This window comes from Streptomyces sp. UC4497 (assembly GCF_054871485.1).
In genome coordinates this window covers 1-23070 of record NZ_JBTYHB010000026.1, presented here as the reverse complement: position 1 = coordinate 23070, position 23070 = coordinate 1, and the positions used below count along the sequence as shown (strand labels likewise).

The 23070-nt window shown below is 71.8% G+C and carries 20 protein-coding genes and 1 riboswitch; of the genes, 12 read left to right on the top strand and 8 right to left on the bottom strand.

All coding sequences use genetic code 11. The annotated features are described in order from the left end of the window. Window positions 1-42 precede the first annotated feature (42 nt). A complete protein-coding gene (locus ACYSUO_RS29220; RefSeq protein ID WP_461779236.1) occupies window positions 43-840 on the bottom strand; it encodes a tyrosine-protein phosphatase in 798 nt (265 codons plus the stop codon). Window positions 841-1223: 383 nt separating this feature from the next. Beyond that, window positions 1224-1395, top strand: a riboswitch (cyclic di-AMP (ydaO/yuaA leader). Window positions 1396-1398: 3 nt separating this feature from the next. Between ACYSUO_RS29220 and ACYSUO_RS29215 the strand changes: the two genes are divergently transcribed. Together ACYSUO_RS29215 and ACYSUO_RS29210 are read left to right on the top strand one after the other, a co-directional pair. Beyond that, the gene (locus tag ACYSUO_RS29215) at window positions 1399-2181 is read left to right on the top strand and encodes a M23 family metallopeptidase (RefSeq protein ID WP_461779235.1); all 783 of its coding nucleotides are present in this window, start codon (window positions 1399-1401) and stop codon (window positions 2179-2181) included. Between the two features lie 218 nt (window positions 2182-2399). Continuing rightward, window positions 2400-3182 (top strand): SGNH/GDSL hydrolase family protein, encoded by a 783-nt coding sequence (locus tag ACYSUO_RS29210; protein ID WP_461779303.1) that lies wholly within the window; start codon window positions 2400-2402, stop codon window positions 3180-3182. 42 nt (window positions 3183-3224) lie between these two features. Here the strand turns inward: ACYSUO_RS29210 and ACYSUO_RS29205 are convergent, their stop codons facing one another. Further along, the gene (locus tag ACYSUO_RS29205) at window positions 3225-3863 is read right to left on the bottom strand and encodes a TetR/AcrR family transcriptional regulator (protein ID WP_461779234.1); all 639 of its coding nucleotides are present in this window, start codon (window positions 3861-3863) and stop codon (window positions 3225-3227) included. A gap of 215 nt (window positions 3864-4078) precedes the next feature. Between ACYSUO_RS29205 and ACYSUO_RS29200 the strand changes: the two genes are divergently transcribed. Then, window positions 4079-5653, top strand: a complete 1575-nt coding sequence (locus tag ACYSUO_RS29200) for an APC family permease (RefSeq protein WP_461779233.1) — start codon at window positions 4079-4081, stop codon at window positions 5651-5653. A 96-nt stretch (window positions 5654-5749) separates the two neighbouring features. Here ACYSUO_RS29200 and ACYSUO_RS29195 read toward each other — a convergent pair whose 3' ends face one another. From ACYSUO_RS29195 to ACYSUO_RS29180, 4 genes are read right to left on the bottom strand one after another with little or no spacing between them, the layout of a single operon-like run. Further along, window positions 5750-7912 carry an acetate--CoA ligase family protein gene (locus ACYSUO_RS29195; protein ID WP_461779232.1) on the bottom strand — a complete coding sequence of 721 codons (2163 nt, stop codon included), beginning with the start codon at window positions 7910-7912 and terminating at the stop codon, window positions 5750-5752. Continuing rightward, window positions 7909-9150, bottom strand: a complete 1242-nt coding sequence (locus tag ACYSUO_RS29190) for a glutamate dehydrogenase (protein ID WP_461779231.1) — start codon at window positions 9148-9150, stop codon at window positions 7909-7911. The genes ACYSUO_RS29195 and ACYSUO_RS29190 overlap by 4 nt, the downstream gene beginning before the upstream one ends. Further along, entirely contained in the window at window positions 9147-10808 is a 1662-nt protein-coding gene (locus ACYSUO_RS29185) for a 5-guanidino-2-oxopentanoate decarboxylase (protein WP_461779230.1), read from the bottom strand. The genes ACYSUO_RS29190 and ACYSUO_RS29185 overlap by 4 nt, the downstream gene beginning before the upstream one ends. Next, entirely contained in the window at window positions 10805-11962 is a 1158-nt protein-coding gene (locus ACYSUO_RS29180; protein WP_461779229.1) for an acyl-CoA dehydrogenase family protein, read from the bottom strand. The genes ACYSUO_RS29185 and ACYSUO_RS29180 overlap by 4 nt, the downstream gene beginning before the upstream one ends. A gap of 250 nt (window positions 11963-12212) precedes the next feature. Here ACYSUO_RS29180 and ACYSUO_RS29175 point away from each other — a divergent pair, with 250 nt between their 5' ends. After that, the gene (locus tag ACYSUO_RS29175) at window positions 12213-13406 is read left to right on the top strand and encodes an MBL fold metallo-hydrolase (protein ID WP_461779228.1); all 1194 of its coding nucleotides are present in this window, start codon (window positions 12213-12215) and stop codon (window positions 13404-13406) included. Window positions 13407-13500: 94 nt separating this feature from the next. Here ACYSUO_RS29175 and ACYSUO_RS29170 read toward each other — a convergent pair whose 3' ends face one another. Next, a complete protein-coding gene (locus ACYSUO_RS29170; protein WP_461779227.1) occupies window positions 13501-14256 on the bottom strand; it encodes a class I SAM-dependent methyltransferase in 756 nt (251 codons plus the stop codon). 119 nt (window positions 14257-14375) lie between these two features. On the opposite strand from ACYSUO_RS29170, the gene ACYSUO_RS29165 reads away from it, so the two are divergent. From ACYSUO_RS29165 to ACYSUO_RS29135, 7 genes are all read left to right on the top strand, one after another. After that, on the top strand, window positions 14376-14969 hold the full coding sequence (locus ACYSUO_RS29165; protein WP_461779226.1) for a helix-turn-helix domain-containing protein: 594 nt from the start codon (window positions 14376-14378) through the stop codon (window positions 14967-14969). Between the two features lie 130 nt (window positions 14970-15099). Further along, window positions 15100-15369 carry a DUF1905 domain-containing protein gene (locus tag ACYSUO_RS29160; protein WP_426898650.1) on the top strand — a complete coding sequence of 90 codons (270 nt, stop codon included), beginning with the start codon at window positions 15100-15102 and terminating at the stop codon, window positions 15367-15369. A gap of 267 nt (window positions 15370-15636) precedes the next feature. Next, the gene (locus ACYSUO_RS29155) at window positions 15637-17706 is read left to right on the top strand and encodes a sensor histidine kinase (protein WP_461779225.1); all 2070 of its coding nucleotides are present in this window, start codon (window positions 15637-15639) and stop codon (window positions 17704-17706) included. A gap of 160 nt (window positions 17707-17866) precedes the next feature. Next, window positions 17867-18301 carry a roadblock/LC7 domain-containing protein gene (locus ACYSUO_RS29150; protein ID WP_266722430.1) on the top strand — a complete coding sequence of 145 codons (435 nt, stop codon included), beginning with the start codon at window positions 17867-17869 and terminating at the stop codon, window positions 18299-18301. A gap of 2 nt (window positions 18302-18303) precedes the next feature. Continuing rightward, window positions 18304-18675: a DUF742 domain-containing protein gene (locus ACYSUO_RS29145; RefSeq protein ID WP_266722432.1), complete on the top strand. Its 372-nt coding sequence runs from the start codon at window positions 18304-18306 to the stop codon at window positions 18673-18675. Further along, window positions 18653-19252, top strand: a complete 600-nt coding sequence (locus ACYSUO_RS29140; protein WP_461779224.1) for a GTP-binding protein — start codon at window positions 18653-18655, stop codon at window positions 19250-19252. The genes ACYSUO_RS29145 and ACYSUO_RS29140 overlap by 23 nt, the downstream gene beginning before the upstream one ends. Then, complete coding sequence (locus ACYSUO_RS29135; protein WP_461779223.1) at window positions 19249-19845, top strand: GAF domain-containing protein; 597 nt, start codon at window positions 19249-19251, stop codon at window positions 19843-19845. Before ACYSUO_RS29140 ends, ACYSUO_RS29135 begins: the two co-directional genes overlap by 4 nt. A gap of 39 nt (window positions 19846-19884) precedes the next feature. Here the strand turns inward: ACYSUO_RS29135 and ACYSUO_RS29130 are convergent, their stop codons facing one another. Continuing rightward, complete coding sequence (locus ACYSUO_RS29130) at window positions 19885-21321, bottom strand: amino acid permease (RefSeq protein WP_461779222.1); 1437 nt, start codon at window positions 21319-21321, stop codon at window positions 19885-19887. A 579-nt stretch (window positions 21322-21900) separates the two neighbouring features. Between ACYSUO_RS29130 and tdh the strand changes: the two genes are divergently transcribed. Next, the gene (tdh, locus tag ACYSUO_RS29125; protein ID WP_461779221.1) at window positions 21901-22929 is read left to right on the top strand and encodes an L-threonine 3-dehydrogenase; all 1029 of its coding nucleotides are present in this window, start codon (window positions 21901-21903) and stop codon (window positions 22927-22929) included. Window positions 22930-23070 lie beyond the last annotated feature (141 nt).

The following is a 23070-nucleotide window of genomic DNA, read 5'->3' as shown; positions in this document are numbered from 1 at the left end:
GCTTCGGCCGAGAGGACGGTGCAGGCCCTCAGGCGCCGGGCCTCAGTCCAGCAGGCGCTCGCGCAGCCGCTCGCGCGTCGCCGAGGTGAGCTTCAGGCCCTCTTCGAGGTAGCGGTCCGTGCTGCCCCACAGTTCGTCGATCGTCTCGAGGCCCGCGTTGAGGTACTCGATGCGGGCGTCGAAGAGCGGGCTGAGCAGCTCCATGATCTCGGGGGAGTAGGCGTCCTTCGCGGTGGCGGTGCGGCGCACGTTGTAGCGGCGGTGCTTCTCGTTGGACTTGAGGTAGTCCGCCTCGATGGCGTCGCGCTCCACGCCCACCGCGAGCAGCGTCACCGCGATCGACAGGCCCGCGCGGTCCTTGCCCGCCGCGCAGTGCATCAGCGCGGGGAGGCTGTCCTCGGCGAGGGAGTGCAGCACGCGGCTGTGCTCGGCGGTGCGCTCCTTGATCATGGTGCGGTAGGACTCGACGAGCCGGTTCGCCGCGCGGCCCTCGTCGAGGATCTGGCGCAGCTGGTCGATGTTGCCGTCGCGGACCATGGTCCAGAATTCGGCGCCGTCGGCCGGGTCGTTGAGCGGCAGGTTCAGATTGCGCACGCCGGGCAGTTCGACGTCCGCGCCCTCCAGCTTCTGGTCCGCGGAGTTGCGGAAGTCGAAGACCGTGTGCAGGCCGAGGGAGGAGAGGAAGGCCGAGTCCTCTGCCGTGGCGTGGGCGAGGTGACCGCTGCGGAACAGTACGCCCTGGCGCACGCGCCGGCCGTCCACGGTGGGCAGGCCGCCCACATCTCGGAAGTTGCGCACTCCGGTCAGCTCGGGCTCGGTGGACGGTGCGTGCTGCGTCACAGGGGCTCCTCCCAATCGGTGCACCGGCGTTGGGTCGCCGGCGGGCGCGCTCCTGACGATACGACATCGGTTCCACAGGCAACCATCTGTCTGATTCGCCCCGATTCGTGCCAACTGTGCATGAATCGAAGGGGCTTGTGGGCGTGTGCGTGACCGGCTTCATGTTCGTGACGCTGTGTGGCGGACGGCCGGGAATGGCGCCCCAGTAATCCCCGAAGGTATGGCGTTGGTAAAGCGAGGAATGTCGACGGAGGGTTACACAGGGAAGCCTCAGAATCCCAAGGAATTGCCCCCGCAGATGAATTCGGGGTTTGTCGTCGCCATTGCCGTTCGCCTACGGTCACCAATCAATCCGGTCGGAACGCCTAGTCCTGCCGCCGCCCGGATTCCTTTCGACTACCCGTCACGGCAGGAGCGGGGGACCCACACGCAAGACGCCGCGTAGGGGATTTCCCGAAGCGGCTTGGGGTGAAGCCGTGCCCGTACCCCGGGCGCGGCCGGGCATCTCCAGCCCGAACCCGACAGCTCACCTCGTAGGCGACGGAGAGGAAATTCAGCATGCCCGCAAAGGGAAAGCACCGCCTTTCGACCTCCCGCCGCATCGCCCGTGTCGCCGCCGTCGCCTCCGCCGGCGGAGCCGCCATCGCGCTGCCGCTGATGGGCGCCACCGGCGCGCAGGCCGCGACGTCCGGCCCCGCCGCCGACGCCACGACGTACACCGTCAAGGCCGGTGACACGCTCTCGAAGATCGCCAAGGCGCAGGACGTCGACGGCGGCTGGAAGAAGCTCTACGAGGACAACAAGGACGCCGTCGGCCCCGACGCGGACCACCTCAAGATCGGCGTCGAGCTCGACCTCGGCGGCGCGGCCGACAGTGAATCCGGCTCCGAGGGCGCGGCCACCGCCACGGAGACGAGCGCCAAGACCACCGCCTCCGGCGACTACGCGGCGCCGGTCGACGGCGCCCAGGGCACGGGCTACGGCAACTCGGGCTCCATGTGGTCCAGCGGCAGCCACACCGGCGCCGACTACTCGGTGCCGACCGGCACCTCCGTGAAGTCGATCGCCGACGGCACCGTCGTCTCGACCGGCTCGGGCGGCGCGTACGGCAACGAGGTCGTCATCGAGCACGCCGACGGCCACTTCTCCCAGTACGGCCACCTGTCCTCGATCGGCGTCGCCCAGGGCGACACCGTGACGGCCGGCCAGGAGATCGCCAAGTCCGGCGCGACGGGCAACGTCACCGGACCGCACCTGCACTTCGAGGTCCGCACGACCGCGGACTACGGCTCGGACATCGACCCGATCGCGTACCTGAGCGAGCACGGTGTGAACGCCTGAGACGACTCGTAGCGGTCGCGACCGCTCGCTCACTTCGGCGCCCGGGGCTGTCCCCCGGGCGCCGAAGTGCGTTCCCGCGCTTATTCCCCAGGTGGCGAGTGGGTTATCTCACCACGCGTCAACCCCTGGCTACGGTCGCGTAGGTCACAGTCGAGGGTGAAAGATGTGTGGTCGTGGCAAACGAATCGAGAGCACTCACGGAGACACTCAACGGCACGATCCGGTCCTACGCGGCCGTGGGCGACAGCTTCACCGAAGGAGTCGGTGACCCCGGGCCCGACGGAAAGTTCGCGGGTTGGGCCGACCGGCTCGCCGTCCTCCTGGACGACCGTGTCCCCGAGGACACCTTCAAGTACGCGAACCTGGCCGTGCGCGGCAAGCTCCTCGACCAGATCGTCGCGGACCAGGTCCCGAAGGCGGTCGAGCTCGCGCCCGACCTGGTGACCCTGGTCGCCGGCGGCAACGACATCATCCGCCCCGGCACCGACCCGGACGACGTGGCCGAACGCTTCGAGAAGGCCGTGGTCCAGCTCACCGAGGCGGCCGGCACCGTCATGGTGGCCACCGGCTTCGACACCCGTGACGTGGCCGTGCTCAAGCACCTGCGCGGCAAGATCGCCACGTACAACATGCACGTGCGGGCGATCGCCGACCGGCACGGCTGCCTGATGCTCGACCTGTGGTCCCTGAAGTCCATCCAGGACCGCAGGGCCTGGGACGACGACCGTCTCCACCTGTCGCCCGAGGGGCACACGCGGGTGGCGCTGCGCGCCGGTCAGGCGCTGGGCATCGACGTGCCGGCCGACCCCGAGCAGGCGTGGCCGCTGCTGCCGCCGCGCGGCACGTTCGAGGTGCGGCGCGACGACATCCACTGGGCGCGCGAGTTCCTGGTGCCGTGGATCGGGCGCCGGCTGCGCGGCGAGTCCTCCGGCGACCGGGTGCAGGCGAAGGGCTTCGTGGACCCGCACGCGGTGAAGGCGCACCTGGAGGCGGCGTCCTGACGCGTTGAACCTCTGCGGCGCGGTGGCGCTGACGGCCGCCCGTCAGCGCCCCGCCCCGGTCAACTCCGCGCGCTCGAGCCCCAGTTCGCGGGCGAGCGCCTCATCCACCCACTCCTGCATACGGGCCCGCGACACGACGGCCGACCTGGCGCGCCCGTCGTCGTAGGCCGTCATCTGCACGGCGAGCCCGTCGAGCAGCGCCGTGATCCGCAGCGCCGCCCCCATCGGGTCGGCGCAGACGAACTCGCCCGCCGCCACGCCCTCGGCGACCACTTCGGCGAGCGCCGCCTTCCACTGCCGGTCGAGGTCCCGCGTGACCTCCCGCAGCGCGGGCTCGCGCAGCGCCGCCGCCCAGCCCTCGATCCACAGCCGCCACCCCTTGGCCTGCCCCGTCGGCGCGTACCAGCGCACCGCGGCGCGCAGCCGCTTCAGGGCCGTTGTGCGGCGGCCGAGCAGCTTGCGCAGATGGGCCAGGTCGCTCTCGGCGGCATGCGCGAACGCGGCCGCGACGAGCTTCTCCTTCGTCGAGAAGTGGTACAGCACCAGCGCGTTGCTCACGCCGAGCGCCGATGCCACGTCGGCGATGCGCACGGCGGCCACCCCGCGCGCCTCGATCTGCTCGATGGCGGCCCCCAGCAGCTCTTCGCGCCGCTCGGCCACGCTCAACCGGACTCTGGTCACGCCGCAAGCCTAGTTGTTCCCGGGTGCCGACTCCTTCACGTGCAGGACTCTTGACGGCTCGCCGCCTGACAGGTCACAGTCACGTCACGTTCCACTACTGACTGGCTGTTCAGTCAATAAGTCGGTCGGTCGGGGGTAAGCGCGGCCCGAGCAAGACCCGCAATGCCCGTCAGTGCCGTCCTCGTTCGTTCTCGCTGTTCTCGCCAGGAGCAATCGTGACCCAAGCGCCATCCCTCTCGCCGACCCCGCCCGCCGGGGACGAGCCCGACCTCTCCGAAGGCTGGGGCGAGCAGCGCTCACGGCTGCGCAAGGATCTGCGTCGGCTGGACGTGCTGTTCTTCCTCATTTGCACGCTCGTCGGCCTGGACACCATCGGTTCCGTCGCCGCCCAGGGTCCGCAGGGACTGACCTGGATGGTCATCCTGGCGGTCCTCTTCTTCCTCCCCTACGGGCTGCTCGTCGCCGAACTCGGCTCGGCCTTCCCCGTGCAGGGCGGCCCTTACGTGTGGACGCGCCTGGCCTTCGGCCGGCTCGTCGCGGGCGTCAACCAGCTCCTGTACTGGATCTCCAACCCGGTCTGGGTGGGCGGCAGCCTGTGCATCATCGCGCTGACCACCTGGGAGGAGTTCTTCACGCCGCTGCCGGGCTTCTGGAAGTACGTCGCCGGGTTCGTGTTCATCTGGGGCGGCGCGCTCGCCGTGGTGCAGTCCGTACGCATCGGCAAGTGGGTGCCCATCGCGGGCGCCGTCGCGCGCGTCGTGCTGCTCGGCTTCTTCCTCGTGTCCGTCGTCGTCTACGCCGCCGAACATGGCGTGCACGCCCTACCCGCGGGCGAATTCACGCCTACGTATGCGGGCTTCGTGGCGCTCGTCCCGGTGCTCATCTTCAACTACGTAGGCTTTGAACTGCCCAGCTCGGCCGCCGAGGAGATGAAGAACCCGCGCCGCGACATCCCCCTGTCGATCCTGCGCTCCGGGCTCGCCGCCGTGCTCCTCTACGGAGGCCCCATCCTCGGCATCCTGTTCGTCCTGCCCAGCCAGGAGATCGGCAGCCTGGGCGGCTTCATCGACGCCTGCAAGGCCGTCTTCACCGTCTACGGCGGCTCCATCGCGGCCGACGGCACGGTGACGCTGACCGGGCTCGGCTCCGTGTTCGGCGGGATCGCCGCGGCGGGCCTCATCATCGGCCTGCTCACCTCCGGTGTCACCTGGGCGATGGGCGCCCACCGCGCGCAGGCAGTGGCGTGCGCGGACGGCGCCGGCCCGGCCTGGCTGGGCCGCATCTCCGAGAAGCACGGCACGCCGGTACGGGTCAACATCCTGTCCGCCGTGCTCGGTTCGATCCTGTTCGTCGTCGCCCTCAACCTCACCGGCGGCGACGGCGAGAAGTACTTCGCGGCGGGCCTCGGCCTGACCATCAGCACGACGTTCATCTCCTACGTCATCACTTTCCCGAGCCTCGCCGTGCTGCGCCGCAAGTACCCCGACCAGGAGCGCCCCTACGCCGTGCCCGGCGGCCGGGTGGGCGCCTGGATCGTGACAGCCCTCGCCACCGGCTTCGTGGCGTTCACCGTGGTCGTGCTCGTCTGGCCCGGCTTCGGGGTGGGCTGGTTCGGCACGGCGGGCAACCCGGCGGACTCGCTGCCCGAGTCGTTCGCGGGCCAGCGGCTGCCGTACACGCTCAGCCAGGTGCTGCCGCTGCTGCTGTTCGTTGTGATCGGGTTGGTGTTCTACGCGTGCGGGGCGCCTGCGCGGCGGCGGGCGCGGGAGGGTGCGGTTGACGGTCGCTGAACGTGCGGCGGGCTCCCGCCCAGATGAAGCGGGAGCCCGCCGCGCGTGCCGGTCACAGTGGTTGACGACTCGGGGCTCTGCCCCGGACCCCGCTGCTCAATCGCCGCAGGGGCTTGATTTGCCGCAGGTCGCGCTGGAATAGGCCACTACCGCATGTGCGTCCAGGGCGATGGCGCCGCCGGGGTGGACGAGGAGGGGGTTGACCTCCAGGTCGGTCAGTTCCGGGTGGTCCGTCGCGGCCTGGGCCACCGCGCACACCGCCGCTGCGGCCGCCTCCAGGTGGACGGCCGGTGCGCCGCGCCACCCGGTCAACAGCGGCGCGTGCCGCAGTTCCAGGAGCAGGGCACGCGCGCGTGCCGGAGTGAGCGGGGCAAGCGCCAGCGCCGTGTCGGCGTGCAGTTCGGCGGTGACACCTCCGGCGCCGACCATGACGACCGGGCCGAACGCCGCGTCCTTCCGTACGCCGACGATGAGTTCGCGCGCGTACGGAGGCGTGGCCATCGCCTCGACCGCGTACCGGTCCGCACCCGTGGCCTCCCGCATCCGCGCGAACGCGGTCCGCAGGGCGGCCTCGTCCGCGATGTGCAGCGCCACACCACCGGCCTCGGTCTTGTGGGCGAGCCCCATCGCCTTGAGCACCAAGGGGTAGCCCGTGCGGTAGGCGGCCTCGGCCGCCGCGTCCGCGTCCGTCACGAACTCGGCCGTGGGGAACGCGACTCCGTAGGACGCCAGCAGCTCACGCACCCGCTCGTAGCCGCCGTCCTCGACCTCGTACGCCGCCGGGGGAGCGGTCCGCTCCTGGGGCAGGCGCGGCGTGGTGGCGGCCAGCCGCACGGCGCCCGCGAGCGCCGTCGCCGCCTGCTCGACCCGCTCGTGGACCGGCACACCGCGTTCCCTGAGGATGGCGAGGGCCGGGGTGTCGCGGGCCATCGTGTGCACCACCAGGGCCCGCCCCGCGGCGCCGGCGGCGTCGGCGAGGGCGTGCGCGATCTCGCACTCGCGCCCCGCCTGGGCGGGGTTCGCGGTCGCGTAGTCCCCGAAGTAGCCGGTGAGCACGACCGTGTCCGCGTCGCCGCTGTGCAGCAAGGTGGCCGCCACGCGCGCGTAGGCGGCCAGATCCTGCTCGCCCGCCCCGGCCAGGTCGACCGGGTTGGCCCGCCCCGCGCCCGGCGGCAGCTGCGCACCGAGGGCGTCGACGGTGGCCGGGGAGAGCGCGGGCACGTCGAAGCCGCAGGCGGCGAACGAGTCGGCGGCCAGCGCACCCTGCCCGCCGCTGTCCCCGATCACGGCGATCCGGTGCGGTGGGGGTGGGGTGGCGGCGCTGGGGTGGTCGGGGTGGGGAACGGGGGGCGTTTCGTGGCGTGTGGGGGTGGGGCGGGAACGTATGAGGGAAGGGGTGGGGGACATCAAGTGGAGGGCGGTGTCGACGAGTTCGCCCGCGGAGTCCAGGAGGAGGGCGCCGGCGTCGCGGCAGACCGCCGCGACCGTTGCGTGCGGGCTGACGAGGGCGCCGGTGTGGGAGGCGGCCGCGCGGCCCGAAGCCGTGCTGCGGCCCACCGTGAGGAGCAGGACCGGCTTTCCGGCGGCGTGGGCGGCCGCCAGGACGTCCGCGAGGCGGCGGCCGTCCCGGAAGTCCTCCACGTACGCCGCGATCGCTCTCGTCGGCTCGTGGGCGATCAGGGACTCCAGGGCGTCGGCGGCGTCGATGTCGCGCTGGTTGCCGAGCGAGACGAAGCGCGAGAAGCCCGCGCCCGCGCGTTGGAGGTGGCGGCCGATCTCCAGGGCCAGGTTGCCGCTCTGCGAGACGAGGCCGAGGCCGCCGGTGGGGAAGTCGCCCCAGCTGAGCCGGAGTTGGCTCGTCGTGTCGACGATGCCCATGCAGTTGGGGCCGAGCAGGCGGGCGCCGCGGGAGGTGACCAGGTCGGCGAGGTCGGCCTCCTCCGACGCTCCCGAGGTGATCACCGTGAAGCAGCGGGCGCCCGTGTCGAGGCCCTCCTGGACCACCGGGCGCACCTGGTGGGGCGGGACCGCGACCACCACGTGCTCGGGGGCCGCGTCCAGGGTGGACAGGGCGGGGCGGAACGGTTCGCCCTGGAGGTGGCCGCCCCTGTGGTTGACCAGGTGGACCGCGCGGCGGGCGCGGCCGGTCAGGGCGCCCGCCGCGAGCCAGTAGCCCCACTTCTCCGGGTTGTCGGACGCGCCGACGACCGCGACGGACGCCGGGTCGTACAGCGCGTCCAGGCCTGTTGTCGTCGTCACCTGTACCACCCGAACCTCTCCGCGAGGATTGGCAGGCGGTCGGCGACGATGGCGTGCGCCGCGGCCCGCGGGGTCGTTCCGTCGCCCTCCGCGCGCGCGAGCATCTGGTCGATCAGGGAGCGCATGGAGCGCCGCGTGTAGGCGAAGGCCTCGTCCGCGTCCGCGCCGATGTCGCCGAACAGGGTCCACCACCACCAGGCGTTCGTACCGGAGTTGACGACGACGTCCGGCAGGACCGTGATGCCGCGCCCGGTCAGCAGCTCCTCGGCGTCCGCGAGGACCGGCATGTTCGCCGCCTCGACGACCCAGCGGGCCGTGATCCGCTCCTGGTTCGCCGCGTCGATCGCGTACGACACCGCGGCGGGGATCAGCACGTCCACGTCCGCCGACAGCCAGGCGTCGCCCGGCAGTTCACGGTCCTCGGGGCGCAGCCGCTCACGGTTCACCGTGCCGTAGGCGTCGCGCGCCGCGAGCAGCGCCTCCACGTCGAGGCCCGCGTCGTTGGCGATGGTGCCCTCCAGGTCGGCCACCGCCACGATCGTGAGCCCCGCGCGCGCGAGGAAGCGGGCCGTGGCGCCGCCCATGGTGCCCAGGCCCTGGAGGGAGACACGGGTGCCTTCGTAGGAGCGGCCGGCGCGGTCGAGCGCCACCAGGACCGCCTCGGCGACGCCGCAGCCGCCCACCAGCTCGTCGAGACCGATGCCGTCGACGTCCACCGCGAAGGCGTCCGCCAGCCGCTGACGGGCCGTCTCCTCGTCGTCCAGGAGCGGGTACACGGCCTGGATGGACGACACGAGACCCGCCTCGGCCGCCGCCTTGTCGACCAGGTCCTGCGTGAGGCCCAGGTCCTCGCCCGTCGTCCAGAAGGACTCGATGTACGGACGCATCGCCTTCAGGTAGCGCACCAGGATGCCGTACGCCTCCGGGTCCTGCGGGTCGCAGTCGATGCCGCCCTTGGCGCCGCCCAGCGGGATGTAGCGGCCCTCCGGGTTGTAGTGCAGCGCCTCCTTCATCGACATGCCGCGCGCGAGCCCCGCGACCTCCTCCAGGGTGCAGCCCTTGCGCATCCGAAGGCCGCCGCTGGAGACACCGCGGACCAGGCGGTCGATCACCAAGTAGCCGTTGCGGCCGGTGACATGGTCGGTCCAGGTGAGCTGGGTGAGGGGGGCCGTCGTCGGCGTCGGGGGAGTGGCGGTGCCGGCGGGTGCGGGAGCGGCGGGCGTGGGGGCGGTGGTCATGCGGACTCCTCGGGAACGACGATCAGGGTGGGGGCGGGAGTGGTCAGGGCGGTGCTCAGCAACTTCGCGAGCTCCTCGGGTGAGTGGGCCGTCGCGCCGTGTCCTCCGTAGGCGCGGGCGAGGGCGGGCAGGTCCACGCGCGCGTGGTCGACCGCGAGCGGTGCGTCGCCGCGGGCGTTCATCTCGTCGCGGATCTCGCCGTAGCCCGAGTTGTCGAACACCACGACCGCGAGCGGCTGTTGGAGCGCGGCGGCCGTGGCCAGCTCCTGGATCGAGAACTGCAGGCCCCCGTCACCGCTGAGCGCTACCACCTGGCGGTCCGGGCAGGCGGCCTTCGCGCCGACCGCCGCGGGCAGGGCGTAGCCGAGCGTGCCGAACCCGGTGGGGTGCAGATAGCGGGCGCGAGGCCCCAGGGCGAGGTGCGGCAGGGCGCCGTAGTAGCAGCACTGGGCGCTGTCCGAGGTGACGAGGGCGTCCGGGGCGAGGGCGCCGCGGATCGCCTCCAGGTAGGGCAGCCAGTGGGCGTCGCGGGGGCGGGATTCGTTGTCGCGGGCGGCTTTGAGGGCGGCGGTTTCGGTGTGGGCGGTGTTGGAGTTCGGGGTGACGGCCGCGGTTTCGAGAACGAGCGCATCCAGCGTGGCGGCGGCGTCGCCGACCAGGGGGACGTCCGCCGGGACGCCCGCGTACATCTGCGCCGGGTCGAGGTCGACGCGGATCAACTGCCCCTGGAGCGGCAGAGGTTCGGCGGTCCAGATGTCGGACTCGGCCAGCTCCGTGCCGACGGCCAGGACCACGTCACGGGTCGTGAGCCACTCCTGGACCGCCGTGCTGTGCAGGGACACGCCGAGGGACAGCGGATGCTCCTCGTCGACGATCGCCTTGCCGTTCGCCGTGGTGACCACCGGCGCCGCCAACCGCTCTGCCAGGGCGAGGCATTGGGCCGCAGCGCCGCGGGCTCCGCCGCCGAGGACGAGGGCCGGGCGCTCCGCACGGGCGAGGAGCGCGGCGGCCTCCTCGATGCGTGCGGCGTCGGGGACGCGCGGCGCGGCCGGGGGAGCGGTGCGGGCCGGGCCCGCTGGCTCCTTCGCCTCCAGGAGGTCGAGCGGGATCTCGATGTGCGCCGGGCGCGGCCGCTCCGAGCGGAACAGCGTGAACGCCCTCGCCACCGCCGCACCGATCTCCGCCACCGACGAGACCCGGTGACTGAAGGCGGCCACGTTCCGCAACGCCTCGCTCTGGCTGCGCATTTCGTGCAGCAGGCCCGTCGACTGGCGCGGGTGGCGCAGCGGCATGCCCGGCGAGATCACAAGGAGCGGCACGCTGTCGGAGTACGCCTGGCCGACGGCAGCCGCGATGTTCAAAAGCGCGGGACCCGTGGTGGTGATCGCCACTCCGGGCGTGCCCGTCACGCGCGCGTACGCGTCCGCCGCGTATCCGGCGCCCTGTTCGTGGCGCGGCGCGACGTGGGAGACACCGTAGGCCGTCAAGTGGCGGTAGATCTCCAGGTTGTGGGTGCCCGGGATGCCGAAGGCCTGGGTGACGCCGTGGGCGGCCAGGGCGCGGACGAGTGCTTCGCCGCCGGTGAGGTGGTGGGTGCGGTCCGGTGGTGGCGCGGGACTGTGACGCGCAACTACGGCGGATTCGTGGACAGACGTCACAGTGACCTCGCAATGATCAGGCGCATGATGTCGGAGGTGCCCTCTTCGATCTCCTCCAACTTGGCGTCGCGCATCCACTGTTCGACCGGGAACTCGCGCGAGTAGCCCCAGCCGCCCAGCGTCTGCACGGCCGCCCAGGTGCAGTACGCGGCCGTCTCAGACGCGGTGAGCTTGGCCATGGCCGCCTCCGTGGTGGCGGACAGGCCCGCGTCCAGGCGGCGGGCCGCGCGCCACGTCATCAGGCGCGACTGCTCGATGCGGGTGCGCATGTCGGCGAGGCGGAACGCGACCGCCTGGTGCTCGATGACGGGCTTGCCGAACTGTTCGCGCGTGCGCGCGTAGTCGCGTGCGTACTCGTAGGCGGCGCGGGCGACGCCGGTGGCGGCGGCGCCCAGGACGGCGCGCGAGATGTCGAAGGTGCGCATCAGGCCGATGAAGCCCTGGCCCTCGTCGCCGAGCCGGTTCTCCTCGGGGACGAACGCGTCGGAGAGGAAGATCTCCCGGCAGACGATGGCGCGTTGGCCCATCTTCCGCATCGGCTCGCCGAAGGTGACACCTTCGGTGTCCTTGTGCAGCAGGAAGGCGCTCACGCCGCGCGAGCGCTGCGTCGGGTCCGTCTTGGCGAACACCACGTAGCGGTCGGCCTCGCCCGCGTTCGAGATCCACGCCTTCTGGCCGTTGAGCCGGTAGCCGCCCTCGGCGCGGCGGGCCGTTGTGGTGATCGACGCGGCGTCCGAGCCCGCGCCCGGTTCGGTGGTCGCCAGTGACGTCATCGGGGTGTCGGGGCCTGCGAGCGGGGTGAGCCAGGTGCGTTGCTGCTCCTCGGTGCCGAGGGCGAGCACGGGGTCGGCGAAGAAGCCGTTCGAGCAGAGCAGGTTGCCGATGCCCAGGTCGCCGACGCACAGCTCCTCCTGCACGAGGACCTGCGTGAACACGTCGGTGAAGCCGCCTCCGCCGAACTCCTCGGGAAGCATGAACCCGGTGATGCCGACCTTGGCCGCCTTGCGCCACAGGTCCCAGGGCGTCTCGACGTCGGCCTCGTCGACGGCACGCGCGCGTGGCCTGATCTCCTCGGCCGCGAACGTCCGGGCGAGCTCGACGACGGCGTGCTGTTCGGGGGTGAGCGGGACCAGTTCGGTGGGGAGTTCCGACACGGTGCCTCCAGACGGTCCAGGTGGCTTTACTGAACGGCTTTACTGAATCGTCGGTCAGTATCCGGAGTCGGCGAGAGTGCTGTCAATCGAACTGTTACTGAATGAGGGGTCAGTTTGTGCGAGGGCGGGTGCGGACGGTGGACGAGGGGCGTCGGTCACATGTCCCGGCGGCGGGCACACAGGAGGCGCTCAGCGCGTTGTCAGTGGTGCCGCACATAATGGGAAACCTGATCGATCAATGGGAGGCGCCGTGTCGCGTTCGCTGACGTCACGTTCTCTGACTTCCGGGCTGCGCTCGCTCCAGCCCGATGCCTTTGGCGCCGAACCCACAGGGGCGCGTCTTGACCGGATCCGCCGGTCTCCGAACTTCGCGGACGGGTCCTTCCAGAACCCGGAGGGCGCGCGCGTCCGGCCCGACGGCTCGATGCTCGAGTTCGCGAAGAACTACTTCCGTAAGGAGGAGCGCGCCCGCCGGGCCCCCACGGGCACCGTGCCCGTGCACGCCACCACCGTCGCCGATCTGGCGAAGCCGCCGGTGAGCGGCCTGCGGATCACATGGATGGGGCACTCCAGCGTCCTCGCCGAGATCGACGGGGTGCGGGTGCTGTTCGACCCGGTGTGGGGCGAGCGCTGCTCACCGTTCGCCTTCGCGGGGCCCAAGCGGCTGCACCCGGCGCCGCTGCCGCTCGCCGCGCTGGGGCCGGTCGACGTGGTGGTGATCTCCCACGATCACTACGACCACCTGGACATGCCCACCATCAAGGCGCTCGCCCACACGGACACCGTGTTCGCGGTGCCGCTCGGCGTCGGCGCGCACCTGGAGCACTGGGGCGTGCCCGCGGACCGGCTGCGCGAGCTGGACTGGCACGAGTCGACGAAGGTCGCCGGGGTGACGCTGACCGCCACCCCTGCCCGCCACTTCTGCGGCCGCGGCCTGCGCAACACGCAGCACACCCTGTGGGCGTCGTGGGTGGTCGCCGGGTCCGAGCACAGCGTCTTCCACAGTGGCGACACCGGTTATTTCGCGGGGTTCAAGGACATCGGCGCCGAGCACGGACCGTTCGACGTGACGATGATCCAGATCGGTGCGTATTCGGAGTACTGGCCCGACATCCACATGACCCCGGAGGAGGGCATGCGCGCCCACCTCGATCTGCAGGGCGGGCCCGCGGCCGGGCCGATGCTGCCGATCCACTGGGGGACGTTCAACCTCGCGCCGCACGCCTGGACCGAGCCCGGTGAGGGGACCGTCACCGCGGCCCGCCGGTCCGCCGCCCGCATCGCGCTGCCGCGCCCCGGCGAGCCCTTCGAGCCGGGTGCCGAGGCGCTGCCCACGGAGCAGTGGTGGCGGCCGGTCGCGGCGGTCCCGCAGGGCGGGTGGCCGGTGGCCGGGCCCGTGGCGGGGGCGGGGGCGGACGACACGGAGATCGTGGTCGCCGGGTAGCCCGTAGCCCGTAGCCCGTGGGCGATGGGCGGCTGGGTGCGGTCGGGCGTCCGGTGGGTCGGCTGCGGGTTCGGGTTCCGCGCGCCGTTGCGGCTTACGCCGTGCGGCGGGCCCGCAGGACCGTGTCCCGGTGGTGGTGTGTGCCGGGCGGGGCCGGGGCGGTGCGCGGGCGGGTCTCGTTGGCCTCGATCTTCCAGGTGCGGTCGCCCTCGGCGTCGGCGTCGAGGAGTGCGGCGATGTCGTCGGCCCAGTAGTAGTCGGCGGGGTCGAATTCGGCGGTCGCCTCGGTGTGCTCCGTCAGGTCCGCCAGGGCGTGCGTGACGAAGAGCAGCGTGCCGCCGGGCGCGACGGCGTCAATGAGCCTGCGCAGCGCCGGCAGTCCCGCGCTGCGCAGCAGCGGGAAGTACTGGAGGGTCACCAGGTCGAAGGCGCCCGCGGGCGGCGGCGTGACGGCCAGATCGGCCCGCGCCCAGGAGACCCGGCCCGCCACGTCGGCGCCGGCCGCGGCCGCGCGGCGCAGGGCGACCTCGGAGACGTCGACCGCCGTGACCTGCCAGCCGCGCCGGGCCAGCCAGAGCGCGTCGCCGCCCTCACCGCAGCCGACGTCAAGCGCCTGGCCGGGCGGCAGCTCGGCGGCCTCGGCGACGAGCACGCCGTTCGGGTTGCCGCTGAAGAGCTGGTCACGGCTGCGGTACCGCTCGTCCCACTCCTGAGCGGTGTCGGACTGGGCGGTGCCCGGCTGGGGGATGTCCGATTGAGCGGCGTCGGACGGGGCGGTGCCCGGCCGGGGGATGCCCGACTGCGGGGTGGCCGACTGAGGCGTGTCGTACTGGGCGATGTCGTTGTCCATGGCGTCCGGTCCTGTCTCTCGTCCGTTCGACGGTGACCCCGTCGACGCCAAGGTCGCGCCACGCGTGCGTACGGGCAAACTTCTTTGCAGAAAACGCAAAACGCGGGCACGGTGGACGGATGGGCGACGACATCGACGGGGTGCTGGCCGGCGTCGGACCGAGGCTGCGCGAGCTGCGCAAGCGCCGCGGCGCCACCCTGACAGCCCTGTCGGAGGCCACGGGAATCCCGATCAGCACCCTCTCCCGCCTCGAATCCGGGCACCGCAAGCCGGGACTGGAACTCCTGCTGCCACTGGCCAAGGCCTACCAGGTGTCGATCGACGAGCTGGTCGGCGCCCCCGCCGACCTCGACCCGCGCGTGCACCCGCAGCCGATCACGCGCAACGGCGTGACGATCGTGCCGCTGACCCGCAAGCCCGGCGGCCTTCAGGCGTTCAAGCAGACCCTGCCCGCGGGCCTCACCGACGGCCGGGAGCCCGAGCCGCGCTCGCACGAGGGCTACCACTGGCTGTACGTCCTCAAGGGGCGGCTGCGCCTCCTGCTCGGTGACCAGGACGTCGTCCTCACGGAGGGCGAGGCAGCCGAATTCGACACCCACCTCCCGCACTGGTTCGGCAACGCCGACGAGCGCGCCGTGGAATTCCTCAGCATCCTGGGGCCGCAGGGCGAGCGCATGCACATCAAGGCCCGCTTCCGGCCGGACGAAAGCTAGCCGTGCCGCGCGGGCGATGAGTTTCCTCGCCTGCCTCCGTCCTACCTGGTGAACATCAAAAACGCGGTGGCACGGGCTGAGCACGCTGAACACGACCACCGGACCTGCTCCTGACGAGGCGGTACCCGTGATGGACAAGCAATTCACCGCGACCCTGCGGAAGAGTCCGAACAAGGGCGGCTGGATCTACGTCGTGTGGCCCGAGTCGGTGGAGTTCTTCGGCACCCGCGGTCTGGTGAAGGTCCGGGGCACGATCGACGGCCATCCGTTCCAGAGCTCGTTCATGGCCCTGGGGGACGGCACGCACAAGCTGCCGGTGAAGGCGGAGGTGCGCAAGGCGATCGGCAAGGACGAAGGGGACACCGTGACCGTTCGGCTGGAGGAGCGGCTGGGGCACTGAGCGGCCGGCGTGCGTCGCCGGGAACCGCCCGGCAACCCTCAGGCGAACACGTATGCGGATGCGTCCCGGTCGCGTATTCGGTCGCAGGTACGAACGCTCATACCAGAGCGGGACCTCGGCCGTCGGAGTTTGTCAACTGCCCCGCGCGTATATGCCGTTGGCGACTACCGTGTGTGCTCGCCGTGCGACGCCCGGTCGCACTGCCTGCTGTCTCTCCAGCTGCCGAGCCACCCCCTGAACCCACAGAACCGAGGACGAGGTCGCCGTATGTCCCAGCCCCGCCAGCCGGCCGCCCGCGCAGACCGCCGCGAAGGCGGTCGGCACGGCAGGCCGGCCGGGCGGACCGCGCCGCAGCCGACCGAGACCCACATACGTTCCCAACTCCTGCGCATCGCCGTCCTTCCGCCGCTCGCGGTGGCCCTCGGCGCGAGCGCCGCAGTGCTGTTCGTCCTCCAGCACACGGGGGTGCGACCCAGCGCGACGCTGTGGGCGGTGCTCGGCGGGGCCTGCCTGGTGACGGTCGCGGGCATCGTGATCGCCGTCGTCGCCGCGCGGCGCGCCGCGGCCGTCGTACGGGACCGGGTGCTCACGCTGCGTCAGAGCACCGCGCACCGGCAGTCCGAACTGCGGGCTCTGGTCGAGCAGTTGCGCAAGGGCGAGGCTCCGCCACCGCGCCGCGCGCCCGCCGTCGGTGCGCCCGGCGGTGACGACTTCGACCGGCTCGGCGTCGACCTCGCGCGCGGGCACGACATCGCGGTGACCGCCGTCGTCCAGGCCACCCAGCTGTCCAGCCAGGCGGGCAGCCGGCAGAAGGTCGAGGTGTTCGTGAACCTCGCCCGGCGCCTGCAGTCACTCGTGCACCGGGAAATCAGCCTGCTCGACGAGCTGGAGAACCAGGTCGAGGACCCCGACCTGCTCAAGGGCCTCTTCCACGTCGACCACATGGCCACGCGCACCCGTCGGCACGCCGAGAACCTCGCCGTGCTCGGCGGCGCCGTCTCGCGCCGCCAGTGGAGCCACCCCGTGTCCATGACCGAGGTGATGCGCTCCGCGATCGCCGAGGTCGAGCAGTACTCGCGGGTCAAACTCGTGCCGCCGATCGACGGCACGCTGCGCGGGCACGCCGTCGCCGACTGCATCCACCTGCTGGCCGAACTCGTCGAGAACGCCACGGTGTTCTCCGCCCCGCACACCCAGGTCCTGCTCCGCGCCAACCAGGTGACCTCCGGGCTCGCCATCGAGGTGGAGGACCGCGGCCTCGGCATGCCGGTCACCGAGCAGAACAAGATGAACACGCTGCTCACCGACCCCGACCAGGTCAACGTGGCCAGCCTCCTCGCGGACGGCCGCATCGGCCTGTTCGTGGTCTCGCAGCTCGCGCGGCGGCACGGCATCACGGTGCGGCTCCAGACCAATATCTACGGGGGAGTGCAGGCGGTCCTCGTGCTGCCCCAGGACCTGCTCGGCGGCGACGGCGACACGGACGGCGCGGGCGTGCGCATCCCGCACGTGCGCAAGGCCGCCGCGGCGGCGACCGCGAACAGCGTGCTCGGCAGCGAGCCCACGCCGTCGGCGAACGGCCACCGGGCGGGGCCGCCGCAGTCCGGACCGGACACCAACGGCACCCGGCCCGCACCCGCCAACACCCCTGCCCCGGCGCCCCCTTCACCCGCCCCGCTCCACGGAGCCGTCTCCGTGGTCCCCCGACAGCCGCCCACGGGTACGCCTCCTGCGGGCACGCCCACGGGTACGCCCCCTGCCGGTACGCCCACGAGCAACCCTCCCTCCGCCCCGCCGACCGACACACCCGCCACGGACACGCCTCCCGCCGGCACCCCGACGGGCCTGCCGACCAGGGGCGCACCCCTCAACGGCACCGGCACGCCCACCGATACGCCTCCCAACGGCACACCACCCGCAACACCCGCCCCCTCCCGCCCCGGAACCCACGCCGCCCCCCTCCCGCAACGCATCGTCGGCGACTCCCGCCCCACCCCCGCCGACGCCGTCCCCGGCATCCGCCCCGAGACCCGCGAGGCCGCGGCCCACGCCGAGCTCCCGGTCGCCCGTCCCGAGGGAGCCGTGCGGGGCACCATGGGCCGGCCCCAACTGCCGCGCCGCAGGGCCCAGGAGCACATCGCCCCGCAACTGCGCGGCGGCCCCGTGCCGCGCCAGGAGGAAGCGGCCCCGTCCGTGCACGACCCCGGCCTCATGGCCGCCTTCCAGCGCGGCATCACGCTCGCCGAGTCGGCCGAACCACGGGCCCCCGGCGACGAGGGGCCGGACGCCCAGCGGTGGGAGCCGGGCCCCGACGACCGAGGCGGCGCCCCTGCATGACGACCGTGACGCCGCACACGCGCCCGCCCCCGCCCTCGTACACGTACGAGCACGCCACCACGCGCGCGTACCCACCCGAAAGCCCGCACCCGCACCCGCCCCAGCCGATCCCCCACCTCTTCGCACCACACCCAGCAGTCCACCAAGGAGTCGATCCCCCATGGCGAGCGATGTGCCGACGGGTCATGTGTCCGATCTCGACTGGCTGATGAGCGGCCTCGTCCAGCGCGTTCCCCACACCAACAGCGCCGTGCTGCTGTCCTCCGACGGCCTCGTCAAGTCCGTGCACGGGCTCGACGCCGACAGCGCCGACCACATGGCGGCCCTCGCCTCGGGCCTCTACTCGCTCGGCCGCAGCGCGGGCATCCGGTTCGCCGACGGCGGCGACGTACGGCAGGTGGTGGTGGAGCTCGACTCGGCGCTGCTGTTCGTGTCGACCGCGGGCTCCGGCACCTGCCTCGCGGTCCTCGCCGGGCGCGACGCGGACGCGGCCGTGCTCGGCTATGAGATGGCCATGCTCGTCAAGAGCGTGCGCCCCTACCTGGTGACCGCACCCCGGCAGCCCTCCGCCGAGCCCACGGCGATGAGGAATTGACGGTGGCGGCCCCGCAGGACGGGCCATGGCTGGACGGCGCCGCTGGCCGGCTCGTGCGTCCGTACGCGATCAGCAACGGACGCACCCGGCCGAGCACGTCGATGGATCTGCTCACCCATGTGATGGCCACCGGGGCGACCCCCCTCGGCTATCTGGGTCCGGAACACAGCCAGGCGCTCGACCTGTGTGCGCAGCCCACATCGGTCGCGGAGATCGCCGGTCATCTGAAGCTCCCGGCGGGCGTGACCAAGGTGCTCCTCTCCGACCTCGTCGACTGCCAGGCCATCACGACCAAGCCCCCCACGTTCCACGACAACCCCACTGACCGGTCCCTACTGGAGGCAGTGCTCGATGGACTACGACGCCAGCTCTGACCCTTTCCCCACCGCACTGAAGATCTTGGTCGCGGGCGGGTTCGGGGTCGGCAAGACGACCTTCGTAGGGGCCGTCAGCGAGATCGCTCCGCTCAGCACGGAAGAACTGCTCACCACGGTCAGCGCGGATACCGACAGCCTCGACGGCATCGAGAACAAGGTCGAGACGACCGTCGCGATGGACTTCGGGCGGATCACCCTGGACCCGGAGCATGTGCTCTATCTGTTCGGCACACCGGGCCAGGAGCGCTTCTGGTTCATGTGGGACGAACTGTCCGAGGGCGCCCTCGGAGCGGTCATCCTCGCGGACACGCGCCGCCTGGAGGACTGCTTCGCCGCCGTCGACTTCTTCGAGGAGCGCGGCATGGGCTTCATCGTGGCGGTCAACGAGTTCGACGGCGGCTACCGCTACGAGGCCGAGGAGGTCCGCGCCGCGATCGACCTGGACCCGGCGGTGCCGGTCGTGCGCTGCGACGCGCGCATCTCCAGCTCCGGCATCCAGACGCTGCTCACCCTCGTACGGCACCTGCTGGCGCACGCACCCGCGGCCGCCACGGGGTTCGGAGCCCACACGTGACGTACGACGCGACCAGGAGGCTGCTGCTGACCCCGCAGGACCGGGAGGGCGTCGAGCGGGCCCGCCGGTTGCGAAGGCTCGACCTGGGGCAGCGCGCCGAGCCGGTGTTCGACCGCTTTGCGGACCGGCTCGCCGAGGTGACGGGCGCGCCGTACGCCATGGTCAACTTCATTGACGAGAACCGGCAGTTCTTCGCCGGGCTGCACACTCCCGACGGGGACCACCGGGGCGGTGAACTGGGCGCGGTGGCCGCCTCGGCCGCCAAATCGACGTCTACGGAAGGTGAAGTGGCGCGCTACATGGCGCGCGATCACGGTTACTGCCCCCATGTAGTGGTGCGGCGCAAAGCACTCGTCCTTGAAGACGTGTGCGACTACCCGCGCTTCGCGGGCAACCCCGTAGTCGACGAGATCGGCATCCGCTCCTACTTGGGCGCGCCGTTGATCGACGAGCGCACGGGGCTCGCCCTCGGCACCGTGTGCGCGGTCGCGACCGAGCCCCGCCCGTGGGGACAGGCGGGGCTCGCGACCATCAAGTCGATGGCGGGTGAACTGATGCAACTGGTGCGGGGCCGGGGCGACCTGCTCGGCTAGGGCCCGTCCTGTCGGTGAGGACCTGTCCTGTCGTGCGGGTCAGGCCCGCACCGCACGGGCGTCCCGGCGCTGCTTGACGTAACCGCCCGCGGCCAGCGCGACCACCAGGATCGCGGAGACGAACAGCTGGTTGCGGCCGTCGGCGGTGCTGGCCATGACCACGAAGACGCCCGCGATCGCCGCCAGGGCGAGCCAGGTCAGATACGGGAAGCCCCACATCTTCACGGTGAGCAGCTCGGGCGACTCGCGCTCCAGGCGGCGGCGCATCTTCAGCTGCGCGAGGCAGATGAAGACCCAGCCGACGAGGATGGCGACACCGGTCGTGTTCATCAGCCAGGTGAACACGGTGTCGGGCCACCAGACGCCGGCGAACACCGCGAAGAAGCCGAACAGGCAGGACGCGAGCACCGCGGCCACCGGTACGCGGCGGTGCACCCGGCCCAGGAAGCGCGGGCCGAGGCCGCGGGAGACGAGCGAGTAGGCCATGCGGGACGAGCCGTAGATGTTGGCGTTCATCGCCGACAGCAGGGCGACGAGGATGACGACCTGCATGATGGTGCCGGCGGCCGGGATGCCGAACTCGCCCAGCACCGTGACGTACGGGCCGTCGGTGGCGACGTTCGGGTCGTTCCACGGCACCAGGGCCACGACGAGCGCCATGGACCCTACGTAGAAGAGCGCGATGCGCCACACGGCGGTGCGCACGGCGCGTGCCACGTTCTCGCGCGGCTTGTCGGACTCGGCGGCGGCGATGGACACCGTCTCCAGGCCGCCGTACGCGAAGACGGCGGTGAGCAGTCCGGCGATCAGGCCGGAGCTGCCGGTGGGGAAGAAGCCGCCCTGCCCGGTGAGGTTCGAGGCGCCGGGGGCGTCACCGAAGACGCCGAAGATGCCGAGCACACCGAGGACCAGGAAGGCGCAGATCGCGGTGACCTTCAGGGCCGAGAAGAAGAACTCGAACTCGCCGAAGTTGCGCACGGCGGCCAGGTTGCTCAGGCAGAAGAACACCATGAAGACGGCGACCCACCCGTAGGCGGGCAGGAACGGCACCCAGCCGTGCATGATCTGCCCGGCCGCCGTCGCCTCCGCGGCCACGCCGCAGGTCAGCATCACCCAGTACATCCAGCCGGAGGTCGCCCCCGCCCAGGCGCCGAGCTCGCGCTCGGCGTGCACGGAGAACGAACCGGTGGCAGGACGCGCGGCGGACATCTCGCCGAGCATCCGCATCAGCAGCATGACCACGAACCCGGCGCCCGCGAAGAGCAGGACGACCGCGGGCCCCGCGGCGGCGATCCCGGCACCCGACCCTACGAAGAGGCCCGCGCCGATGACACCGCCGAGGGCGATCATCGAGAGGTGCCGCTGCTTGAGGCCGTGGCCGAGTTCCGTGCCGGTGGAGGCGTCCTCGACGTCGCCCGGCGTGGCGCCGACGTCGGATCCGGCCTGCGGCCGGTCCGTGACGGAGGTGCGTGTCATGGTCGTGCCTGTTCGCTGTCTGAGACGGGTTGAAGTGCGGCGACAGTATGCGACTCAGTGGGATGCGCTGCGTCGGGCGTCCGTTATTCGGACACTCCGTTCGTTGAGCGGATCAACCGGCCTGCAGTGCGTCTTCAGTGCATCGTCGGTGTGCCTCTCGAAACGCTCCCAACGCGCCTTTGATCAGGGGTTCTTCAGCGAGTGCTCAGGGGGTTCTTCAGCGAGGCCGCTTGAACCACTGGCCCGCCGACGCCTGCGACAGCAGCACGATCAGGGCGATGGTCCCCGGGCCCTGCCCGTAGCCGGGCGCCTGACCGTACGGCTGCGGCTGCCCTGGCGGGCCGAACTGTCCGTACGGGCCGGGGTTCTGGGGTGGCAGTCGGGCCTGTAGGAAACCTGGGGCGCCGCTTAAGAAAACCTCGATGGACCGAACGCGTCATGTACGGAAGAGTCTGCGGTGTCGGCGGACCGCATACGGGGCGTATCCGGATGACTGCCGCGGCACACCCCACCACCCACTCTCCCTCGCACAGGGGCCGGTTCGCCCTGCCCGCGTGCGCGACGACAGGAGTCGAACCCTTGAAGGCACTGGTCAAGGAGAAGGCCGAACCGGGTCTGTGGCTGACGGATGTCCCCGAGCCCGCCGTCGGCCCCGGGGACGTACTGATCAAGGTCCTGCGCACCGGGATCTGCGGCACCGATCTGCACATCCGCAGCTGGGACGGCTGGGCGCAGTCGACCATCAGCGCGCCGCTGGTCGTGGGTCACGAGTTCGTCGGCGAGGTCGTCGAGACGGGCCGGGACGTGAGCGACATCGCCGTGGGCGACACGGTCAGCGGCGAGGGCCACCTGGTGTGCGGCAAGTGCCGCAACTGCCTTGCCGGGCGCCGCCACTTGTGTCGGGCGACGGTCGGCCTCGGCGTCGGCCGCGACGGCGCGTTCGCCGAGTACGTGGCGCTGCCCGCGTCGAACGTATGGGTGCACCGCGTCCCCGTGGACCTCGATGTCGCCGCGATCTTCGACCCGTTCGGCAACGCCGTGCACACCGCGCTGTCCTTCCCGCTCGTCGGCGAGGACGTACTGATCACGGGAGCGGGTCCCATCGGCCTGATGGCGGCGGCCGTCGCCAAGCACGCCGGCGCCCGCAACGTCGTCGTGACCGACGTCAGCGAGGAGCGTCTGACCCTTGCGCGGAAGGTGGGCGTGAGCCTCGCCCTGAACGTGGCGTCCTCGACCATCGCGGACGGCCAGCGCGAACTCGGCCTGCGCGAGGGCTTCGACGTGGGCCTGGAGATGTCCGGCAACCCCGTCGCGATGCGCGACATGCTGGCGAACATGACCCACGGCGGCAAGATCGCCATGCTCGGTCTGCCGTCCGAGGAGTTCGCCGTCGACTGGGCGCGGATCGTCACCTCGATGATCACCATCAAGGGCATCTACGGCCGCGAGATGTTCGAAACCTGGTACGCGATGTCGGTGCTCCTGGAGGGCGGCCTCGACCTGTCCCCGGTGATAACCGGCCGCTACGCGTACACCGACTTCGACGCGGCGTTCGAGGACGCGGCGAGCGGCAAGGGCGGCAAAGTCATCCTGGACTGGACCGTTTAATTTTCGGGCTCGCTCGCCTCCGGGGCGGCAAAGCCGGTGTCGAGATGCCGGCCGTGCTCGACCCTCCTTCGGCGGGGCCCCCCCCCCCCCCCCCCAACCACACCCCCGCCCCCCCCCCGCCCCCCCCCCCCCCCCCCCCCC